This window comes from Rhodovarius crocodyli, from assembly GCF_004005855.1.
GTDB lineage: Bacteria > Pseudomonadota > Alphaproteobacteria > Acetobacterales > Acetobacteraceae > Rhodovarius > Rhodovarius crocodyli.
The window spans coordinates 483,383-503,234 of the sequence record NZ_SACL01000001.1 but is presented as its reverse complement, the minus strand read 5'-3'; the positions used below and the strand labels follow the sequence as shown (position 1 = coordinate 503,234).

Annotated in this window: 18 protein-coding genes; 14 read left to right on the top strand and 4 right to left on the bottom strand. The window is 69.0% G+C overall.

Translation table 11 applies throughout. The features are described from left to right. The first annotated feature begins 45 nt into the window (after window positions 1–45). From phnC to phnE (EOD42_RS02360), 4 genes are read left to right on the top strand one after another with little or no spacing between them, the layout of a single operon-like run. Window positions 46–870 (top strand): phosphonate ABC transporter ATP-binding protein, encoded by an 825-nt coding sequence (phnC, locus tag EOD42_RS02375; protein ID WP_127785544.1) that lies wholly within the window; start codon window positions 46–48, stop codon window positions 868–870. A gap of 19 nt (window positions 871–889) precedes the next feature. After that, window positions 890–1,900: a phosphate/phosphite/phosphonate ABC transporter substrate-binding protein gene (gene phnD / locus EOD42_RS02370; protein ID WP_127785542.1), complete on the top strand. Its 1,011-nt coding sequence runs from the start codon at window positions 890–892 to the stop codon at window positions 1,898–1,900. Window positions 1,901–1,904: 4 nt separating this feature from the next. Next, the gene (gene phnE / locus EOD42_RS02365) at window positions 1,905–2,795 is read left to right on the top strand and encodes a phosphonate ABC transporter, permease protein PhnE (protein WP_127785540.1); all 891 of its coding nucleotides are present in this window, start codon (window positions 1,905–1,907) and stop codon (window positions 2,793–2,795) included. After that, window positions 2,792–3,628: a phosphonate ABC transporter, permease protein PhnE gene (gene phnE, locus EOD42_RS02360; protein WP_240654793.1), complete on the top strand. Its 837-nt coding sequence runs from the start codon at window positions 2,792–2,794 to the stop codon at window positions 3,626–3,628. The genes phnE (EOD42_RS02365) and phnE (EOD42_RS02360) overlap by 4 nt, the downstream gene beginning before the upstream one ends. Window position 3,629: 1 nt before the next feature. On the opposite strand, the gene EOD42_RS02355 is transcribed toward phnE (EOD42_RS02360), so the two are convergent. Then, window positions 3,630–4,262, bottom strand: coding sequence for a DJ-1/PfpI family protein (locus tag EOD42_RS02355; protein WP_127785538.1), 633 nt, complete (start codon window positions 4,260–4,262; stop codon window positions 3,630–3,632). A gap of 48 nt (window positions 4,263–4,310) precedes the next feature. Between EOD42_RS02355 and EOD42_RS02350 the strand changes: the two genes are divergently transcribed. The 4 genes from EOD42_RS02350 to EOD42_RS02335 all read left to right on the top strand — a co-directional run bounded on the left by EOD42_RS02350 (window position 4,311) and on the right by EOD42_RS02335 (window position 7,740). Next, window positions 4,311–4,907, top strand: a complete 597-nt coding sequence (locus tag EOD42_RS02350) for a helix-turn-helix domain-containing protein (RefSeq protein ID WP_127785536.1) — start codon at window positions 4,311–4,313, stop codon at window positions 4,905–4,907. 69 nt (window positions 4,908–4,976) lie between these two features. Next, window positions 4,977–5,546: an MOSC domain-containing protein gene (locus tag EOD42_RS02345; RefSeq protein ID WP_127785534.1), complete on the top strand. Its 570-nt coding sequence runs from the start codon at window positions 4,977–4,979 to the stop codon at window positions 5,544–5,546. 4 nt (window positions 5,547–5,550) lie between these two features. After that, window positions 5,551–6,498: a PDR/VanB family oxidoreductase gene (locus tag EOD42_RS02340; protein WP_127785532.1), complete on the top strand. Its 948-nt coding sequence runs from the start codon at window positions 5,551–5,553 to the stop codon at window positions 6,496–6,498. 153 nt (window positions 6,499–6,651) lie between these two features. Then, the gene (locus EOD42_RS02335) at window positions 6,652–7,740 is read left to right on the top strand and encodes a TRAP transporter substrate-binding protein (RefSeq protein WP_127785530.1); all 1,089 of its coding nucleotides are present in this window, start codon (window positions 6,652–6,654) and stop codon (window positions 7,738–7,740) included. On the opposite strand, the gene EOD42_RS02330 is transcribed toward EOD42_RS02335, so the two are convergent. After that, window positions 7,737–8,372, bottom strand: coding sequence for an HAD-IA family hydrolase (locus EOD42_RS02330; RefSeq protein WP_127785528.1), 636 nt, complete (start codon window positions 8,370–8,372; stop codon window positions 7,737–7,739). The genes EOD42_RS02335 and EOD42_RS02330 overlap by 4 nt on opposite strands. Window positions 8,373–8,491: 119 nt before the next feature. Here EOD42_RS02330 and glmU point away from each other — a divergent pair, with 119 nt between their 5' ends. The 5 genes from glmU (at window position 8,492) to EOD42_RS02305 (ending at window position 14,189) form a co-directional block, all read left to right on the top strand. Next, window positions 8,492–9,790: a bifunctional UDP-N-acetylglucosamine diphosphorylase/glucosamine-1-phosphate N-acetyltransferase GlmU gene (glmU, locus tag EOD42_RS02325; RefSeq protein ID WP_127785526.1), complete on the top strand. Its 1,299-nt coding sequence runs from the start codon at window positions 8,492–8,494 to the stop codon at window positions 9,788–9,790. A gap of 196 nt (window positions 9,791–9,986) precedes the next feature. Beyond that, complete coding sequence (gene glmS, locus EOD42_RS02320) at window positions 9,987–11,813, top strand: glutamine--fructose-6-phosphate transaminase (isomerizing) (protein WP_127785524.1); 1,827 nt, start codon at window positions 9,987–9,989, stop codon at window positions 11,811–11,813. Then, the gene (locus EOD42_RS02315) at window positions 11,810–12,268 is read left to right on the top strand and encodes a GNAT family N-acetyltransferase (RefSeq protein ID WP_127785522.1); all 459 of its coding nucleotides are present in this window, start codon (window positions 11,810–11,812) and stop codon (window positions 12,266–12,268) included. Before glmS ends, EOD42_RS02315 begins: the two co-directional genes overlap by 4 nt. A gap of 47 nt (window positions 12,269–12,315) precedes the next feature. Next, window positions 12,316–12,954, top strand: coding sequence for a YciI family protein (locus EOD42_RS02310; RefSeq protein ID WP_127785520.1), 639 nt, complete (start codon window positions 12,316–12,318; stop codon window positions 12,952–12,954). 38 nt (window positions 12,955–12,992) lie between these two features. Beyond that, a complete protein-coding gene (locus EOD42_RS02305) occupies window positions 12,993–14,189 on the top strand; it encodes a tetratricopeptide repeat protein (protein ID WP_240654790.1) in 1,197 nt (398 codons plus the stop codon). Here EOD42_RS02305 and mdoH read toward each other — a convergent pair. Then, window positions 14,172–15,809 carry a glucans biosynthesis glucosyltransferase MdoH gene (gene mdoH / locus EOD42_RS02300; RefSeq protein ID WP_240654788.1) on the bottom strand — a complete coding sequence of 546 codons (1,638 nt, stop codon included), beginning with the start codon at window positions 15,807–15,809 and terminating at the stop codon, window positions 14,172–14,174. The genes EOD42_RS02305 and mdoH overlap by 18 nt on opposite strands. Window positions 15,810–15,913: 104 nt before the next feature. Here mdoH and EOD42_RS02295 point away from each other — a divergent pair, with 104 nt between their 5' ends. After that, complete coding sequence (locus EOD42_RS02295; protein ID WP_127785517.1) at window positions 15,914–17,929, top strand: TRAP transporter permease; 2,016 nt, start codon at window positions 15,914–15,916, stop codon at window positions 17,927–17,929. On the opposite strand, the gene EOD42_RS02290 is transcribed toward EOD42_RS02295, so the two are convergent. Continuing rightward, the gene (locus EOD42_RS02290) at window positions 17,926–19,716 is read right to left on the bottom strand and encodes an HAD-IIIC family phosphatase (protein ID WP_164867744.1); all 1,791 of its coding nucleotides are present in this window, start codon (window positions 19,714–19,716) and stop codon (window positions 17,926–17,928) included. The genes EOD42_RS02295 and EOD42_RS02290 overlap by 4 nt on opposite strands. Window positions 19,717–19,852: the final 136 nt, after the last annotated feature.

Here is a 19,852-nt window from a genome sequence, read left to right as displayed (position 1 = left end):
ACCCAATCGCTCTAACCCCCGGCTCCGGCAGTTCGGGATGATTCGATGCTCAGGCTACAGGGCGTTTCCCGCCGGTTCGGTGCGGTGCATGCGGTGCAGGATGTCTCGCTGGAAATCCCGGCGGGGCAGATGGTGGGCGTGATCGGCCGTTCGGGCGCGGGCAAGTCCACCATGCTGCGCATGATCAATCGCCTGGCCGAGCCCAGCGCCGGCCGCATCACCTTCGAGGGCCAGGACATCACGGCCCTGAAGGGCCAGGCCCTGCGCGACTGGCGCACCGGCTGCGCCATGATCTTCCAGCAGTTCAACCTGGTGCAGCGGCTGGATGTGCTGACCAATGTGCTGATCGGCCGGCTGAACCACCGCCGCGGCCTGTTCGCGCATCTGTCCAGCCTGTTTGCCCAGTTCAGCGCCGAGGAGCGCGCGGAGGCCCTCTCCACGCTCGACCGTTTCGGTCTGCTGGCCACCGCGCTGCAGCGCGCGGACACGCTGTCGGGCGGCCAGCAGCAGCGCGTCGCGATCTGCCGTGCCCTGATGCAGAAGCCCCGGCTGATCCTGGCCGACGAGCCCATCGCGAGCCTGGATCCGCAGAATGCGCGTCTGGTCATGGACACGCTGCGCCAGGTCAACCGCCAGGATGGGCTGACCGTGCTGGTCAACCTGCATCACCTGGACGTCGCCCGTGCCTATTGCGACCGGCTGGTGGCCATGCAGGCCGGTCGTGTCGTGTTCGACGGCACGCCCTCCGAGCTGAACGCTGCCCGGATCGAGCAGATCTACGGCGTCTCCGAGGCCGAGTTCCACGGCGAGGCCCATGCGCCCGCCGCCGAAGCCCCCGCTTTCCCCGTTCAGGCCGCAGCTGTCGCCTGAACTTCCCAGGAGCAATCCCATGACGATCTCCCGCCGTCTTCTTGGCGCTGGCCTGGCTGGCGCTTCCCTGCTGCCGGGCCTGGCCGCCGCGCAGCAAGCCGCCCAGCCCCGCATGCGCCGCACGGTCGATGCCGATGTCGCGATGCCGCGCGCCGGCCGCCGCGAATGGGCCGCCCAGGTCCAGCAGATCCGCATCGGCCTGCTGGGCGGCGAGAACGAGGCCGACCGCCTCGGCCGCTTCGACGGCTACCGCAAGCTGATCGAGGACACCTTTCAGGTGCCCGTCCGCCTGTTCCCCGCCAGCGACTACGCCGGCGTGCTGCAGGCCTTCTCCGCCAAGCAGATCGAGATGTCCTCGCTCGGCGCCTCCGGCTATGCCGGCGCCTGGCTCGACACCAACGGCGGCCTGGAGCCGATCGTGGTGCCCGAGGAAAATGACGGCTCCGTCGCCTATGTCTCCGTGCTCGTGGTGCGCGCCGACAGCGGCATCGAGAACCTGGAGCAGATGCGCGGCAAGACCCTCGCCTGGGCCGACCCGAACTCCACCTCCGGCTACCTGATCCCGCGCTTCGCGCTGCGCCAGGCCGGCATCGGCGTCGAGAGCGGGCAGTATTTCTCCCGTACCGGCTTCGCCGGCGGGCATGAGCAGGGCGTGGTGGCCGTGCTGCAGCGCCAGTACGACGGTGCGGTGACCTGGGCCTCGGGCCAGGGCGACGTGGCCCAGGGCTACAGCCGCGGCAACCTGCGCGCCATGGTCGACAAGGGCATGCTGAACATGCGCGACCTGCGCATCATCTGGACCTCCTCGCCGATCCCGAACGGCCCGACCGCCGTGCGCACGGACTTGCCGGCCGCCTTCAAGGAGGACATGAAGATGCTCCACCTGGCGATGCCGAAGTCCCACCCGCAGATCTATGAGCAGGTCGAGCGCGGCGGTGGCATGGGCTATCGCGAGGCCACCCACGACATGTTCCAGATGATCGTCGACCTGCGCCGCGAGGAAGCCTCGCAGCGCCGCCGCCGGAGCTGACTTGATGGGCATCGGATACGCGGATTCGGGCGCCATTACCTCGCTTGAGGCCGCGTTCCGTGCCCAGCGTGCGGAGCGTCGGCGCGCAAGCGTCGTCGCCCTGGCGATCCTGGCCGTCTGCCTCGTGGCGGCGGCCTGGGTCAGCGAGTTCTACCCCTCGACCCTGATCGCGGGCGTGCCGCGCATCGGCGAGTATTTTCATCGCATCGCGCCCACCCTGGATTGGCGCCATCTTTTTGGCGGCGTGGATACCGACGGCAGCCTGGCCGCCTGGTTCTATCGCCTGGATTCCTGGGTGCTACTGCTGCTGGAAACGGCGAACATGGCGGCGCTCGGCACGCTGGGCGGTGTGGTGCTGGCCTTGCCGCTGGCTTTTCCCGCCGCGCGCAACCTGGGCGCGCCCAACCCGATCCGCATCGCCTGCCGCCGGCTGCTGGAAGCCATGCGCACGGTGCCTGAGATCGTATTTGCCCTGATCTTCGTCTGGGCCTTCGGCGTCGGCGCACTCGCCGGCATCCTGGCCATCGCGCTGCATACGGCCGGCGCGCTCGGGAAGCTGTTCGCCGATGCGATGGAGAATGTGGAGATGCGCCCGTGGGAGGGCGTGCATGCCTCGGGCGGCAGCTGGTTCCAGGCCTGCCGCTATGCGGTGCTGCCGGCGGCCCTGCCTGACCTGCTTTCCACCAGCCTGCTGCGCTTCGAGATCAACATCCGTTCCGCGAGCGTCATCGGCTTCGTCGGCGCCGGCGGCATCGGCGAGGAGCTCTACCAGGTGATCAGCTTCAACTATTACGAGGAGATCAGCGCCATCGTCGTGCTGCTAATCGTGACCGTCAGCCTGGTGGATCTGCTCTCCGAGAAGCTGCGCCGCCGCGTGATCGAGGCCGTGTCGTGAGCGCCTCTCCTGCGGAAGTCGCTGCCTGGCGCGCGCGCATGCCGGCTGCCTTCGGCCCCAGCCCCACCGGGCGGGCGCTGCGCATTGGCGCGGGTGTCGTGTTCCTGGCCTGGCTGATCTTCTCGCTGTGGCACTTCAACGTGACCCCGCAGCGGCTGTGGAACGGCTTGGGCGGGCTGCTCGTCATCCTGAAGCTGATGATCCCGCCCTCGCCCGGCGAGATGTGGATGGATATCCTGAAGGGGCTGGCCGAGAGCGTGGCCATGGCGTTTCTCGGCACCTTCATCGCCGCGCTGATCGCGGTGCCGCTGAGCTTCCTCGGCGCGCGCAATGTCATGACCAACACGCTGGCGCGCTTTTCGGTGCGTCGGGTGTTCGACGGTTTTCGCGGCGTGGACCAGCTGATCTGGGCGCTGGCCTATGTGCGGGCGGTGGGCCTCGGCCCCCTGGCCGGTGTGCTGGCCATCGCCACGGCCGACATCGCGGTGCTGGCCAAACTCTACGCGGAAGCCATCGAGAACGCCGAGAAGCGCCAAGCAGAGGGCATTGCCGCGGCGGGGGGCTCGCCCAGCCTGATCGTGCGCTTCGGCATCATTCCGCAGGTGCTGCCCGTGATGGTCGGCCACGCCCTGTACTTCATGGAAAGCAACACCCGCAGCGCCAGCATCCTGGGGGTGGTGGGGGCCGGCGGCATCGGGCTGCAGATCGCGGAGCGCATCCGCGTGCGCCATTGGGATGAGGTGGCCTTCATCATCATCATGCTGATCGTGATGGTGGCCGCGATCGACTGGATCTCGGGCAAGCTGCGGCGCCGGCTGATCGGCGGACGGTAGGCTACCGCCCCAGCGCCGCCCGGTTGGCGGCGAAGGCGCGGTCGTATTCGATGACGCGCGCGACCTCTGCCTGGGCTTCCTCGCCATAGAGGCGCCCGATCAGGTGCAGGGTGCCGTCGATGGCCATCGACACGCCGCCCGCCGTGAACGGGCCCGGCCCATCATCCACCAGCTGCGCCGGGCGAGTGCTCGCGCCCATGTCGGCCAGCAGGTCCAGGGGGCTGCGGGCCTCCAGGCCAACGGCCTGGCGCCGCGTGGTGGCGGCGCGTCCGGTCAGCAACCCGGCGGCCCCCAGGATCAGCGCCCCGGTGCAGACACTGGCCAGACGGCCCGCCGGCTGTGAACGCAGGAAGTCCAGCATGACGGGGTTCGAGACTTCACGCTGCCAGCCCGGCCCGCCGGTCACGATCAGGGCGTCATAGTCCGGGACGGCATCGAAGCGGTAATCGGCCTTGACCGTCAGCCCGCCCGCGCAGGCCACCGGCCCCGCACGCTCGGCCACGGCCACAGCCCGTATCCCCGGCAGCACGCGCGACGCCATGCTGATGACCCCGATGGTGCCGCCGATGTCGATGGGCTCCACACCATCATAGAGCAGCACGGCGATCACGGCCGGGTCGTCTCGGTTCAGCATGCAGTGCGACCTTTCGGTTCCGGGGCTGGCTGCGGTAATGGCTGTTTCATGTCGGATATCACGGAAGATCGGCGCGATTCGCCTCACGATATCGAGGCACTGGCCACGGAACTGAGGGAGCGCCGGCGCCGCCAGGGCCTGTCGCTGGAGGCGCTGGCCACGAAATCGGGCGTCAGCCGGTCCATGATCTCCAAGGTGGAGCGGGGGGAGGCAGTGCCCTCCACCGTCGTGCTGTCCCGCCTGGCGGAGGCACTGGGTGCCACTTTCGCGCAATTGATGATGCCGGCGCCCGAGCGGGAGATCCTGGTCATTCCGCGCAACCACCAGCCTGTGCTGCGGGACGAGGTGACGGGCTTCACCCGCCGGGTGCTGTCACCCGTGCTGCCCGGGCGAGGGGTGGATTTCGTGCTGAACACCCTGCCCGCCGGCGCGACTGCGGGCGATTTCTCCGCGCACCGCCCCGGCGTCGAGGAATACATCTACGTCCTGGCCGGCCGGCTGGAGGCGCGCATCGGTGACAATGCGGCCCAGCTTTCCGAAGGCGACAGTCTGTTCTTCGATGCCTCGGTGCCGCATGCCTTCCACAATGCGGGGAAGGTGGAGTGCCGGTACCTGCTGGTCATCGACAGCTCTCGCCGGCGCTGAGGCGGATATCCTTGCGAGTGGATTGCTTTCCACTATAGAAGATTGGGCGACACCCGCGAGGAAACGCCCATGCCCGATACCGCCGTGCCCACCCATATCGAGGGCTTCGAGCACCCCGCAGCGCGCATTGCGGCCGAGGTGGAGGGCGGCGCCCGGGGCTGGAAGGGTGAACTGCTGCACATCCACATCGCCGAGGCCGCGAGCTTCGAGATGGAGGCATTGAGCGAGGCGACCTGCGTGGCCGGCCGCGGCATCGAGGGCGACCGCTACTTCCTCGGCAGCGGCACTTATTCCCCCAAGCCCGATGTGCGGGAGGTGACGCTGATCGAGCAGGAGGCGCTGGACGCGCTTTCCCGCAATGATCCGCCGCTGCAGGACGGCCCCATCACCTTGAAGCCGGAGGAGCATCGCCGCAACCTGACGGTGCGCGGCGTGCCGCTGAACCACCTGGTGGGCCGGCGCTTCCAGGTGGGCGAGGTGATCCTGCGCGGCGGGCGGCTGAACTTCCCCTGCAAGTATCTGGAGGAGCTGCTGGGCTCGCCCGTGTTCCTGCCGCTCTACAACCGTTCCGGCCTCAACTGCTCGATCGAGCACGGCGGGGTGATCCGCCCCGGCGACATCATCCTGCCGCTCGATTGAGCCGATGACCGCCCGCATCATCATGCGCCTGCGCGTGGAGGCCCTGGAGGCCGACACGCCCGAGGTGCTGCGCCTGACGCTGCGCCATCCGCGCAGGCCCCTTCTGCCCGCCTTCACGGCGGGGGCGCATGTGGATGTGCGCCTGCCTGACGGACGTACGCGGCAATATTCCCTGTGCGGCGAACCCGGCGAGGCCGAGACCTGGCAACTGGCGATCAAGCGGGAGGATGCCGGGCGCGGCGTCTCACGCTGGCTGCATGGTGAGGTCACGGCGGGCGGGGATCTGATGGTCTCTGCGCCGCGCAACAACTTTCCGGTGGCCGAAGGCGCCGGCCGGCATGTGCTGGTGGCGGGCGGCATCGGCGTCACGCCGCTGCTGGCCATGGCACGGGTGCTGGCAGCGCGCGGCGAGGCGTTCACGTTGCACTTCTGCGCGCGCTCGGCCGCGCTGGCCCCGCTGCTGGCAGAGGCGCGGGCCGTATGCGGCGACAGGCTGGTCACCTGGTTCGCCGATGAGGGCCGGCGCTTCGACGCCGCGCTGATCGGCCCGGCAGAGGCCGGCGCGCATCTTTATGCCTGCGGACCGGAGCGCCTGACCGAGGCCGTGCTGGACCACGCGCGCGCCGGCGGCTGGGCGGAGGAGAACCTCCACGCGGAGCATTTCCAGGCCACCCCGGACGAGAACTTCAAGGCCGAGCCATTCGAGATAACCCTGGCCTCGACCGGGCAGCGCCTGCTGGTGCCGGCTGACCGCTCGGCACTGGAGGTGCTGCGCGAGGCAGGGCTGTCCATGCCGTCCTCCTGCGAGCTGGGGATCTGCGGCGCCTGCATCTGCGAATATCGCGACGGCATCGTGCTGCACCGTGACAAGGTGCTGCCGGTGGCCGCACGTCAGCACCGCATGACACCCTGCGTCAGCCGTGCCCGGGTGGGTGTGACGCTGGAACTGTGATCTGCACGCTTCGCTGGCGGCTTCTGCCCCCGGCATTGGCAGAAGCGATGAGAAGGCCTCGCAAATCATACCGAGGCGGGAATTTTCGGCGCTGCATCCCCATTAGTGGATATGTTTCCATTCTGGTGGAAGAACCGGGAAGGACCTCCACCGATGCAGCGCAGATCCGTCTTGCAGCAGTCCCTGATGGCAGGTGCCGGGGCCGCCACCCTGGCCAGCCCCGCCCTGGCACAGAGCAACCCCGCCATCCGCTGGCGCATGACCTCCTCCTTCACCCGCGTGCTGGACGTGACCTATGGCGCGGCCGACTATTTCTGCCGCCGGGTGTCTGAGCTGACGGATGGCCAGTTTCAGATCCAGCAATTCGCGGCCGGCGAGATCGTGGGCGGGTTGCAGGCGCTGGACGCGGTGCAGCAGGGATCGGTGGAAGCCGCCGCGACCGGGGCGCTGTTCTTCATCGGCAAGGACCCGACCTTCGCGCTGGCCGCCGCCACCCCCTTCATGCTGAACCCGCGCCAGCAGCACGCCTGGCTGTGGCAGCAGGGCGGCAACGAAATGCTCAATGAGTTCTTCGCCAACTACAATGTCGTGGCCTTCCCCTTCGGCCAGACCGGCAACCAGTGGGGCGGCTGGTTCCGCAACGAGATCCGCACGGTGGAGAACCTGCGCGGCCTGAAGATGCGGGTTGCGGGGCTGGCGGGCAATGTGATGCAGAAGCTCGGTACCGTGCCGCAGCAGATCGCGCCCGGCGATATCTATCCCGCCCTGGAGCGCGGCGTGATCGACGCCGTGGAATACATCGGCCCGCATGACGACGAGAAGCTCGGGCTGAACCGCGTGGCCCGCTACTATTACTATCCGGGCTGGGGTGAGGGCGGCACCGTCTTCCACGGCATGTTCAACAAGGAAAAGTATGAGGCCCTGCCGCGCCTCTACAAAACCGCCATCGCCGTGGCCAGCGAGGCCTCCACCCTGATGATGATGTCGGCCTATGACACCAAGAACCCGGATGCGCTGATGCGTCTATTGGCCTCGGGCACGCAGCTGCGGGCCTTCCCGAACGACGTGCTGGCCGCGCTCTATCGCTCGACGGAGGAGATGTACAACGAGATTTCCGCCACCAACGCCAACTTCAAGAAGATCCTGGAGGCGCAGATCGCGGTGCGTGACCGCAACTACGCCTATCACCAGGTGGCGGACTTCCAGTTCGACGCGATGATGTTGCGGCTGCGGCGGCGTTAGAAGGCCGCGAGCATCTCCGTCACGGCTTCGGTGCTGGCGGCGGTCGGGTTGCCGCCGGCCATCTCGACCGGGCCATAGCCATAGGTGACGAAGATGGCCGGGATGCCGGCCCCGCGCGCGGCCAGCATGTCGTTCATGTGGTCGCCGATCATCACGGCGCGGCCACCCCCGGCGGCGCCCATGGTGTGCAGCAGATGCGCGGGGTCGGGCTTGCGGGTGGGGAAGCTGTCGCCCCCGCCGATGGCGCGGAAATAATGGTCCACCCCGAGGTTCGCCAGCAGGCCGCGCGCCGCCTTCTCCGGCTTGTTGGTGCAGACGGCCATGCGCCAGCCTTCGGCCTGCAGATGTGCCAGCAGTTCAGGGATGCCGGCGAACACCGTGGTCAGCGCGCCGCCTTCCAGGTCCGGGTCCTCCAGGAAGGCTTCCAGGGCCGCTTCCTCGAAGGGGCGGTCGTGGAAGGCGAAACCGCGCTCCAGCAACACGCGCGCGCCGTCACCGATCATGCGGGTCACCTTCGGCAGCGGAATCTCCGCTAGGCCGCGTGCCGTCATCTGGCGGTTCAGGGCGGCGGCCAGGTCCGGGGCGGTGTCCACCAGGGTTCCGTCGAGGTCGAAAACGGCGAGGCGTGTCATGGGCCGGCACCCTAGTGGCGCTGCCTGTGGGCGCCAAGCGGGGGCGGGCAGCACCGCGTAACCTTTATTCATCGCCGCCAGGGTTGCAGCGGCACGGTCGCCTGAGGCACCCATGGGCCATGGCAGCCGCTGTGATCCTGGCCGCGGGGATGGGCACCCGCATGAAATCCTCCCTGCCCAAGGCGATGCACCCGCTGGGCGGAAGGCCGATGCTGACGCATCTGCTGGCCGCCGTGTCGGCGGTGTTCGACCGCGTTATCGTGGTCGTCGGCCCGGGGATGGAGGCGCTGGCCAAGCTGGCGGCCCCCCACGCGACCGTGGTGCAGGAAGAACGCCTGGGCACCGCCCATGCCGCGCGCATGGCCGCCCCCTTGCTCGCTGGCTACGCCGGCGATGTCGCGGTGCTGTATGCCGACAACCCGCTGATTTCCGAGGCGACGCTGAAGCGCCTAGTTGCGGCCCGGCAGGAAGCGGGGCTTGCCATGCTCGCCATGCGTCCGGCGGACCCGGCCAAATACGGGCGCGTCGTAACCGATGCGGCCGGGGACGTGCAGCGCATCGTCGAATGGAAGGACGCGACGGAGGCCGAGCGTGCCATCGGCCTGTGCAATGCCGGCGTGATCTGCGCCGAAGGCCCGCTGATGCTGCGCTGGCTTGACGCGGTGACGAACGACAACGCGGCCGGCGAGTATTACCTGACCGATGTGGTGGCCCTGGCGGCCGCGCAATCGCGTTGCGTGGCGGTGGAAGCGCCCGAGGCGGAGCTGGCCGGCATCAACAGCCGGGCGGAACTCGCGGCGTCCGAGGCTCGGCTGCAGGGGCAGTGGCGCAGCGCCGCGCTGGATGCCGGCGTCACGCTGCTGGCGCCCGAGACGGTGTTCTTCAGCCACGACACCGTCATCGCGAATGACGTGCTGGTTGAGCAGAACGTGGTGTTCGGCCCCGGCGTGCGGGTGGAATCCGGGGCGGTGATCCGCGCTTTCAGCCATCTGGAAGGCTGCGTGGTGCGCGGCGGGGCCATCATCGGCCCCTATGCCCGGCTGCGCCCCGGTGCCGATGTGGGTGAGGGCGCGCATGTCGGCAATTTCGTGGAGCTCAAGGCCACGACGCTGGGTGCGGGGGCCAAGGCCAACCACCTGACCTATCTGGGCGATGCCAGCATCGGCCCGGGCAGCAACATCGGCGCGGGGACCATCACCTGCAACTATGACGGGGTGAACAAGCACCGCACCGAGATCGGGGCAGGTTCCTTCATTGGCAGCAACACGGCGCTGGTCGCACCTGTGAAGGTGGGGGACCGCGCCCTGGTCGCCGCTGGATCAACCATTACCGAGGATGTGCCCGCGGACACGCTGGCCCTGGCGCGGGGGCGCCAGACCAACAAGCCCGGCCGCGGCTTCAGGGGAAAGAAGAAGTGATGCGAATGATCAGCCAGCCGTCCGATCGCCGGAGCGCCCAGGGGCGCGTAGGCGTGAATCGGCCGGGAGCTGCGTCCGATCGCCGGAGCGCCCAGGGGCGCGTAGGCGTGAATCGGCCGGGAGCTGCGTCCGATCGCCGGAGCGCCCAGGGGCGCGTAGGCGTGAATCGGCCGGCGCGCCCGGAGGGCGCCGTTTAATGTGCGGGATCGTAGGGGTTATCGGCGGCACCACCCTGGCCGCGCCGCGTCTGTTGGACGCGCTGCGGCGCCTGGAGTACCGCGGCTATGACAGCGCAGGCATCGCCACCCTGGTCGACGGCAAGATCGACCGCCGCCGGGCCGAGGGTAAGCTGGACCGGCTGGCCGGCGTGCTGCAGACGAACCCGCTGCCGGGCATGACCGGCATCGGCCACACGCGCTGGGCCACCCATGGCGGCCCGACCGAGCGCAACGCCCACCCGCACGCCACCGCCCGCGTCGCCGCCGTGCATAACGGCATCATCGAGAATTTCGCCGAATTGCGCGCGGAGCTTGAGGCCGCCGGCCAGGTCTTCCAGTCCGACACGGACACGGAGACCGTGGTGCAGTTGCTGGACCTGCTGCTGGCCCAGGGCATGGCGCCCGAGGCCGCGGCCCATGCCGCTCTGAAGCGCCTGCACGGCGCCTTCGCCATGGCCTTTCTGTTCGCCGACCACCCGGACCTGCTGATCGTGGCCCGCCACGGGCCCGCGCTCGCGGTCGGTCACGGAGAGGGCGAGATGTATGTCGGCAATGACGCGCTGGCGCTCGCCCCGCTGACGCGGCGGATCACCTATCTCGAAGACGGCGATTGGGCCGTGATCACGCCGACGGGCGTGCGCTTCATGGACATGGCGGGCCGAGAGGTCCGCCGCCAGGAAAAGCCCACCCATGTGTCGGGCGCGCTGACCGGCAAGGGCAACCACCGGCACTTCATGGAGAAGGAACTCCATGAACACCCCGCCGTGCTGGGCGACACGCTGCGGCAGTATCTGGAGCCGTCTTCGCGCAGCGTGGCGCTGCCGGAACTGCCGTTTGACGCCGCCGCCATCCCCAGCCTGACCATTTCGGCCTGCGGAAGCGCCTTCCTGGCGGGGCAGGTCGGCAAATACTGGATCGAGCAATATGCCCGCGTGCCGGTCGAGGCCGATGTGGCCAGCGAATGGCGCTATCGCGACCCGCCGCTGCCCAAGGGCGGGGCCGCCATCCTGGTCAGCCAGTCGGGCGAGACGGCCGACACGCTGGCCGCGCTGAAGCTGCTGAAGGAACGCGGCCAGACCACCCTTTCGGTCGTGAACGTGCCCGAAAGCAGCATGGCGCGGCTGGCGGATGCCGCGCTGCTGACGGTGGCGGGGCCTGAGATCGGTGTCGCCTCCACCAAGGCGTTCACGGCGCAGTTGATGGTGCTGGCGTGCCTCGCGCTCGGCATGGGGCGCGCGCGCGGCACCATCGACGACGCGACCGCCGCCACCCTGACCGCCGCGCTGCTGGAAGTGCCTGAGCACGCGGCCGAGATCCTGGAGCGCGACCAGGAAATCCAGGCCCTGGCGGTGGAAGTGGCCAAGGCGCGGGACGTGCTGTTCCTCGGCCGGGGCGCGCTGTTCCCCATCGCCATGGAAGGCGCGCTGAAGCTGAAGGAAATCAGCTACATCCACGCTGAGGGTTACGCCGCCGGCGAGATGAAGCACGGCCCCATCGCGCTGATCGACCAGGCGGTGCCCGTCATCGCGCTCGCGCCCTCGGGCCCGCTGTTCGAAAAGACGGTCAGCAACCTGCAGGAAGCCGCCGCGCGCGGCGGGCGCATCATGGCCTTTACCGATGCCATCGGCGCGCCGGTGCTGCGCGGCTTTGCCGAGCATGTGGTGGAGCTGCCGGTGGTGGACGCCTTCGCCGCCCCCATCCTGCACGCCATCCCGGTGCAGCTGCTGGCCTATCATGTCGCGGTGCTGAAGGGCACGGATGTGGACCAGCCGCGCAATCTGGCGAAAAGCGTGACGGTGGAATGATCACCCCGGCCGAATGGCCGCGCGACCTCGATCTGGTGCGCGGCCTGTTCCGGGAATACGCGGCCGGGCTCGGCTTCGACCTGGGTTTCCAGGGCTTCGAGGAAGACCTGGCGGCCCTGCCCGGCAAATACGCCCCGCCGCATGGCCAGGTGCTGCTGGCCTGGGCGGATGGTGAGGCTGTGGGGATCGTCGCGCTGCGGCCCGTCGAAGGCACGACCGGCGAGGTAAAGCGACTTTACGTGCGCGGCACCGCCCGTGGCGGCCGCTGGGGCCGGCGGCTGATGGAAGCGCTGATCGAGCAGGCCCGCGCCCTCGGCTACACACGGCTGTGCCTGGATACCCGGCCGATGATGGCCTCGGCCGTCGCGCTGTACCGTGACCTCGGCTTCACCCCGACTGAGCCCTATGTGTTCAACCCGTATCCGGACGTGATCTATCTCGGTCGCGACTTGTGACGCCGGGCACATGGGGGCAACCTGCCGGCCAAACCGGAGGACCCTCCATGGGCTATGCCATCCTGGCGCGCGACGGCGCCGACCCTTCCCTGCGCATGAACGCCCGCGACCGGCATCTCGCGGTATTGCAGAGCTGGTGCGCCGACGGGCGCATGGCCTTCGGCGCGCCCATCTTCGACAAGGATTGGAAGGTCGCCGGCAGCCTGATGATCCTGAACGTGCCCGATGAGACGCATGTGAAGGAGTACATCAGCGAGGAGCCCTTCGCGCGTGAGGGCGTCTGGACCGGCTTCGACGTGTTTCCCTATGCCATCGCCTCGCTGCCCTACCGGCCGTTGCCGCAGCCGGGCGCGCCGGTTTCCGCCAGCCGCACGCACACGGTCTCCATCGGCTGGGATGCCGATGATGCCGAGGCCCCGGCGCGCCGTGCCAAGGCCCGCCCCCCGCATTTCGAGCGCGTGACCCAGGCCGCGCGTGACGGTATCATTACCATCGGTGGGGCCATCCTGGACGGCCAGGGCAAGATGCGCGGCTCCATCGCCGTCACGGCCCATGCCTCCGATGCCGAGGCCGAGGCCTGGTGGGCCGAGGACCCCTATATCAAGGATGGCGTCTGGTCGCGGGTGGAACGCTGGGGCACCCGGCTGGTCGGCCTGCCCTACAAGCCGCTTCCCGGCGCCGAGTAGCCCTTGCGCGCGGCGCCGCGCTGCCCCATGCCGTGCCCATGACGACGGCGAATGATCTGGTGGCGCGCGGCGCGCAGCGCCACAAGCAGGGCAAGCTGATGGAGGCCGAGAGCCTGTATCGACGCGCCCTGAAGCTGAACCCCAATCAGCCCGATGCGCACAACCTGCTGAGTGTCGCCCTGCGCTCACGCGGGGCGCTGGAGGAAGCACTGGCTGCCTCCGCCCGCGCCGTGGCGCTGGCGCCGGGGCATCCGCTGATGCTGGCCAACCACGGCGCCGCGCTGGCCGAGGCCGGGCGCCTGCCCGAAGCCATCAGCGCCATGCAGCAATGCCTGGCCGCCGCCCCCGGCGATGCCGTCACCTGGCGCAATCTGGGCCAGGCACTCGCCGCCGCCGGGCGTGCCGCCGATGCGGTCGGCCCCTTGACCACCGCCACCCAGATCGCCCCCACCATGGCCGAGGCCTGGCTGGGCCTGGCCCATGCCCAGTCCGAGGCCGGCAACCCCTCGGCGGCGCATCCCGCCGCGGTTCGCGCCCTGGAACTGGCCGGGCGCGACAAGAGCCTGGCAGAGCAGGCGCGCTTCCTGCTGGCCGCCCTCGGTGGTGGCGAGGCGCCGGACCGTGCGCCTGCGGCCTATGTGCGCCAGCTGTTCGATGCCTTTGCACCGCGCTTCGATGCGGAGCTGGAAGGTAATCTGGAATACCGCACGCCCGCGCTGCTGGCCCAGGCCATGCTCGCGGCCGGTGTGCCGGCGGATGGCTCTGCGGCTGTTCTGGACCTGGGCTGCGGCACCGGCTTGTCCGGTGTGGCGCTGGCCCCCTTCGCCCGGCGCATGGAAGGGGTGGACCTGTCACCACGCATGCTGGATGCGGCCCGCGCCCGGGGCCTCTATGCGGCCCTGCATGAGATGGACCTGCTGGCCTTCCTGCCGCGCAAGCCTGCGGCGTGGGACGTGATCGCGGCAGCGGATGTGCTGAACTACCTGGGTGATCTGGGCCCTGTGCTCGGCGCGATGCGGGCCGCGCTTCGCCCCGGCGGCATCATCGCCTTCAGCCTGGAGACGGGTGAGGCCGTGCCGTATGAGCTGGGCCAGGGCATGCGCTATCGCCACAACGCCGCCCATGTGCGCGCCCTGGCCGAAGCCGTGGGCCTGACGCCGCGGGCCGAGAGCGAGGTGACGCTGCGCATGGAACGCGGCAAGCCTGTCGCCGGCACGCTATTGGTTCTGGGCTAGTTCCTCGGGGGTCGCCGCCACGCGGCGGCTGCGCAGCCGGGCGGAGAAGCCGGGCGAAGACGTCATCACACAGAAGGGGACGGCCAGCACAAGCCCCAACGCCCAGGGTGCCAGCCATGGCCAGGCCGCCACGGGCACCAGCGCGAAGCACAGCGCCCCGAACAGCGTATGCGGCCACAGCAGCCGCGCGGCATCGCCCCAGCCCACGCCGCGGTCGGCGCGGTTCTGCGGCGCCCAGCCGCGCAGCCGCCTGAAGGGCAGCACCGCCAGGAACAGGGCCTTGTTGAAGGTGCTGACGGGGTCCAGCAGGGTGGTGAACAGCAGCTCCGCCGCCGCCCCGCGCAGAAAGCGCGCCCGCCCGCCATACCGGGCGGCCAGGCCCGGCTTCAGCAGCACCTCGGCATAGCCGCAGAGTTTCGGTGCGTGGATACAGGCCCAGCAGCCGGCCATGGCGGCGGCGAGCCAGGCGCTGTCTGTGCCCAGTCCGCCGCCGGTCGCGGCGTTCAGCACGGCGAAGAGCAGGGCCAGCGTCCAGAGCGGGGTGCCCGCGAACAGAAGAATGGCCTGCACCAGCTGCCAGCGACCGAGGGCGGTCAGCCGGGGCAGCTTCAGCAATGCCCAGTACTGCATATTGCCGGCACCCCAGCGCATGTCGCGCGCCATGAATTCGGGCAGGGCGGGCGGGTTGCCTTCCATGCTGCCGTCCTCGATCGGCAGGGCCATCACCTTCCAGCCCGCATGGGTCAGGCGGGTGGCCTCCACCTGGTCGTGGCTCAAAATGGGGCTGCCGTCGGGCAGGGGTTCCAGCCGCGCGTGCTGCCGGAAGGGCGCGATGCGGATGATGGCGTTGTGGCCCCAATAGGGGCCCTGGTCAGCCTGCCACCACGCCTGGCCGGTGGCCCAGGCCCTCATGCCCGCCCGCATGCCGAACTGGAACAGGCGCGGAAAGGCCGCGCTGGCCGGGCGGCCCACGATCAGCTGCTGGACGATGGCCAGTTTTGTATCCGCCTCCATGATCGCGACCAGCCGCAGCACGGCCTCGGCCGACATCTCGCTGTCGGCATCCAGGCAGATCATGAACTCGGCCTCTCCGGCGTGATGGTCCAGGAACTCCATCACATTGCCGGCCTTGAAGCCGCTGTTGTCGGCACGGCGGCGATAGCGCGCGCCGGGAATGGTGCGGATGGCCGCTTCCTCGGCGATGGCGGTCGCTGTGTCGCGGGTGTCGGACAGGAACCACAGGGTGAACCGCGCCTCGGCGCCGGCTTCCGCCAGGCCGCAGACCAGGCGCCGCAGCGGGGGCAGCACCTCCGCCATGTCCTCGTTGCGGATGCAGACGGCGATGGCGGTATGCGCGCGCGGCAGGCCGGGCGCGGTGTGGGCAAGCGCGGGAAGGACCGCGCGTGCCGGATCCCGCGCGCCCAGCAGCAGCGCAAGGCCGATCAGCGCATTGGCGCCGCAGAGCGCGGTCCACGGCGCGGTGCCGGCAAAGGCGATGAGCGTCAGCCATTCGAACGTCGTCACGCCGCCCGGCGCCACGGCGCAGGCCGCCAGCGCCACCAGCACGGTCGCCAGCACCATCACCAGAACGAAGAACACGGCGCGTCGCACAGCCAGCATGGCCCCGACATAATGCCTTCCATGCATGATTGCGATTGCCTGGGTGACAAATCCCGCCCGAGGTTGCATGACATCAGGCAGAGGAAATCCAAGAAGGTATGTCTATGTCAGGGAGCCACAGCACTTTGCCGCCCGACATCGACCCGAACTCGGTCGATGCCGCTACAGCGGAACGCCTTACGGAGCTGATCGAGAGCGAGGAAGGCGTCACCAACAAGTACACGGGGTGGCTCGGCTATACGTCGGTCGGTATCGCGGTGGCGATGTCGTTGTTCCATCTCTGGGCGGCCTGGGACATCGTGCCCACCACCACGCTGCGCTTCGCGCATGTGGGCTTCACCCTCGTCCTCGGCTTCCTGCTGTTTCCGGCCGCGCGGCGGTTCCGTCACCGCTTCATGCCTTGGGACTGGGCGCTGATCGCGGCGGGTGCCTATGTCACCTGGTATCTCATTTCCGGCGGCGATGACCTGCAGGACCGGGTGATCTTCCCCGAGCCCATGGACATCGTCGTGGGCTGGCTGCTGATCGCCCTGGTGCTGGAGGCCGCGCGGCGCGCCACCGGCTGGGTGATGCCCGTGGTCTCCATCTGCTTCATCCTCTACGCTTTCTTCGGCAATCACCTGCCGGCGCCTTGGACGCATCGGGGCTATGACGCGGAACGCCTGGTGCCGCATCTATCCATCACGCTGGAAGGCATCTTCGGCTCCGCGGTGGACGTCTCGGCCACGCTGATCATCCTGTTCACCATCTATGGGGCGATCCTGTCGGCCTCGGGCGCGGGCAAGTACTTCGTGGATTTCAGCTTCGCGGCGACGGGCGGCAAGCCGTCCTCGGCGGGGCGGACCGTGGTGCTGTCGGCCTTCCTGCTGGGCGGGCCCTCGGGCTCCGGCGTGGCCACCACCGTCACGATCGGCACCGTGGCCTGGCCGATGATGCGGCAGGTGGGCTATCGCGCCGATGACGCGGGCGGCCTTCTGGCGGCTGGTGGTCTTGGTGCCATCATCTCGCCGCCGATCATGGGCGCGGCTGCCTTCCTGATCGCTGAATACCTCAAGATCAGCTATCTTGAGGTGCTGCTGATGGCGACGGTGCCGACGGTGCTGTACTACGCCGGGCTGCTGTTCATGGTTGAGCTGGACCAGCGCCGGATCGCGGCGCGCGGGGGCAACCCCAACGCGGCCAAGGGCATGGTGGTCGAGAGCGTGGGCGCCATGTTCCGCCGCGGCTGGTACCACTTCACGAGCCTGGTCGCGATCATCGGCTTCATGGCGATCGGCTATTCCGCCACGCTGTCCGTGCTTTACGCCATGCTTCTGGCGGTCGCGCTCTCCTTCCTGTCGAAGGAGCATGCGCTGTGGCCCCGCAAGCTGATCAAGACGCTGGCCGACGGCGCCTATCAGTCCATCGGCATCGCGGCCACCTGCGCCTCGGCGGGCATCATCGTGGGCTGCATCACGCTGACCGGGCTCGGGCTCAAGTTCAGCGACATCGCCATCCAGGCGGCCGGTGGCTCACTGGTCATCACGGCCATCTATACGGCGCTGATCGTTTGGGTGGTGGGCCTCGCGGTGCCGGTGACGGCCAGCTACATCATCTGCGCCGTCGTGGCGGCGCCGGCGCTGATCAAGCTGGGCGTGCCGGACTACGCGGCGCATATGTTCGTCTTCTACTATGCGGTGCTCAGCGAGGTTTCGCCCCCCACGGCGCTCAGCCCCTTCGCGGCGGCGGCGATCACGGGGGCGGGGCCCTACCGCACCACGCTGATGGCCTGGAAGTACACGCTGCCGGCCTTCGTGCTGCCCTTCATCTTCGTGACCGATCCGGACGGCGTGGGCCTGCTGTTGCGCCCGACGGAAGGCATGGGCTGGGGCGACGTGGCCTGGCAGATCTTCCTGGCGACTGCCGGCCTGGCGGCGCTGGCCGCCGCCGCGCAGGGCTTCGCCCGGCATATCCTGGCCGGGTGGGAGCGCGGGGTGCTGACCCTGGTGGGTCTGCTGCTGCTGTTCCCCGCCCTGTTCGAGGCGGTACTGAGCCTGCCGCACCCGCATTGGTGGGGTGTTCTGGCCGGGGCAGTCTTCATGGCCTGGCAGATCAAGCGGCCTGAGCCGCGCTTTGCCTAGCGGAACACACTGAGCAACCGGGCCAGCGGGGAGACCCGCGGTGCCGGCGGCGGGGCCGGCTCAGGCGCCGGCCTCGCCCGCCATTCGCCGTAGCACATGCCGATCGCCTCATAGAGGCGCAGATACACGGCCCTGTCGAAGTGCAGGTAGATGTCGGCGTTCACCTCCGCGATGTCGCGGATCAGGGCGCCGGCCTCGATGAAGACCACATTGGCGCGCCCGGCGCCGGCCGCCCGAAACGCATCGTTCAAGGCCCGTTGCGGCGCCACTTCCGTTTCCTGGCCGTTGCCCAGGTTAAGCCGATGGTTGGGCAGGATCACCACCAGCAACGCCCCCTTGGGGACGGCATCCAGGATGGCCTCGTAATGCGGGCGGAAGGCCTCGACGTCACCGAACGGGATCTGGTCGAACTCCGCCGCCAGCAGGCCGGTGATGGAGGCGTGCAGCGCCGCCCGTTCGGGCGTGCGGTTCGGGTGATCGGGCTGCAGGACATCGCGCAATCCGATGGGGCAGCTGAAGCCGCTCTGCCGGTGCCGATACGCCGCCAGCGCCGCATCGGCCGCCGGGCTGAACACGATCAGCGTTCCGGGCGGGCAGGGCGCCAGTGTTCGGGATTGGTAGAAGTCGTCCGTCATGCCCAGCCGATGCGCCAGGTCGCGCTCGCCTTCGCTCAGGCCCTTCAGCGCATAGCTCAACATCATGCTGTGGTTGCGGTGCAGATAAAGGGCGGGTTCCGGTGTCACGACCTCCATCGCGACGCTCTCGGCCTCCGCGCGGAAGAAGTGCTCCAGCACCTCCAGCTCACAGCCGCCGCGAATGCGGACCTGGCCGAAACGTCGCTCGGCGGCGCCTGGGGCATCCGCCTCGCCGGGCTGATTGATCCAGTCCACCGGTGAGCCGGGGTCGGACAGCACGTCACCCACCACATGCAGTTGCGGCCGGCCGAGCAACTCATAGACCCATTGCTCCACCCCCATGCCGAGCGTGCGGCAGGAGAAGCAGAAATGCCGCAGGCGCGGCTGGCCCCAGGTTACGAGCCCCTCCAGCAGGAAGAAGCCGACCAGCCCGTAATCGCCATAGCGGTCCTGCGCGGACACCAGACCGGCGCGCGCATAGTAGCGGCCGGCCTGCTCACGCAGCGCGGTGCGGGCGGCCGCCGCGTCGTCCGGCAGGCGTTCCTTGGTGAAGTTCAGCTGGTTGGTGCGGTTCACCAGTTCCACCGCGCGATCAATGTACGGTTCGATGTCATGGACCAGCGTGACGCGGATATGGCTGCGGCGCAGGAAGTCCCGGCTGTCGACGGTCTGGCGCATCTCGTGCTGCTTCTGCTCCAGCAGGCGATACTGGTTCAGGCGTGTCAGCGCGCGGTCGTCCTTCCCGCGAAAGCCTGGGTCGGCGAGGAAGTCCGCGATCATCGTCTCATCAGCGACCTGGATGCCGGGAAGCGCATCGGCCACCGCTGCACGATTGCCGGGATGGTCGTCCACGAACAGCACGGTGGCGGGGCGCAGCTGGGCCGCTTCCACGATTTCCGCCACGCGTTCGGGCTTCGGGCGCCAGTCGACGCTGGGGAAGACGAAATAATCCCACAACTCATGCTTTCGCATGATGTCGCGGACAGGTTCCATGTCGTTGCGTGAGCAGATGGAACTGATGATTCCGCGCTCGGCCAGGGTCTTGACCAGGGCGGCGTGATCCTCACGCCAGGCGATGCCGCCCTCGGTCAGGGTGCCGTCCCAGAAGGTTTCGTCGAGATCCCAGATGACGAGCCGCACATCTTGGAACATGGATCGCCACCTCGCCCCGGCCTGCTGCGGCTCATCATGGGCGGAAGCGGACGGCGCGACAAACAGGCGGATGAGTGACGTTGCCGTGTGCTTCGTCTGCCTCCGCCGGGATGCAGGGGCGCGGATGTCGCATCTG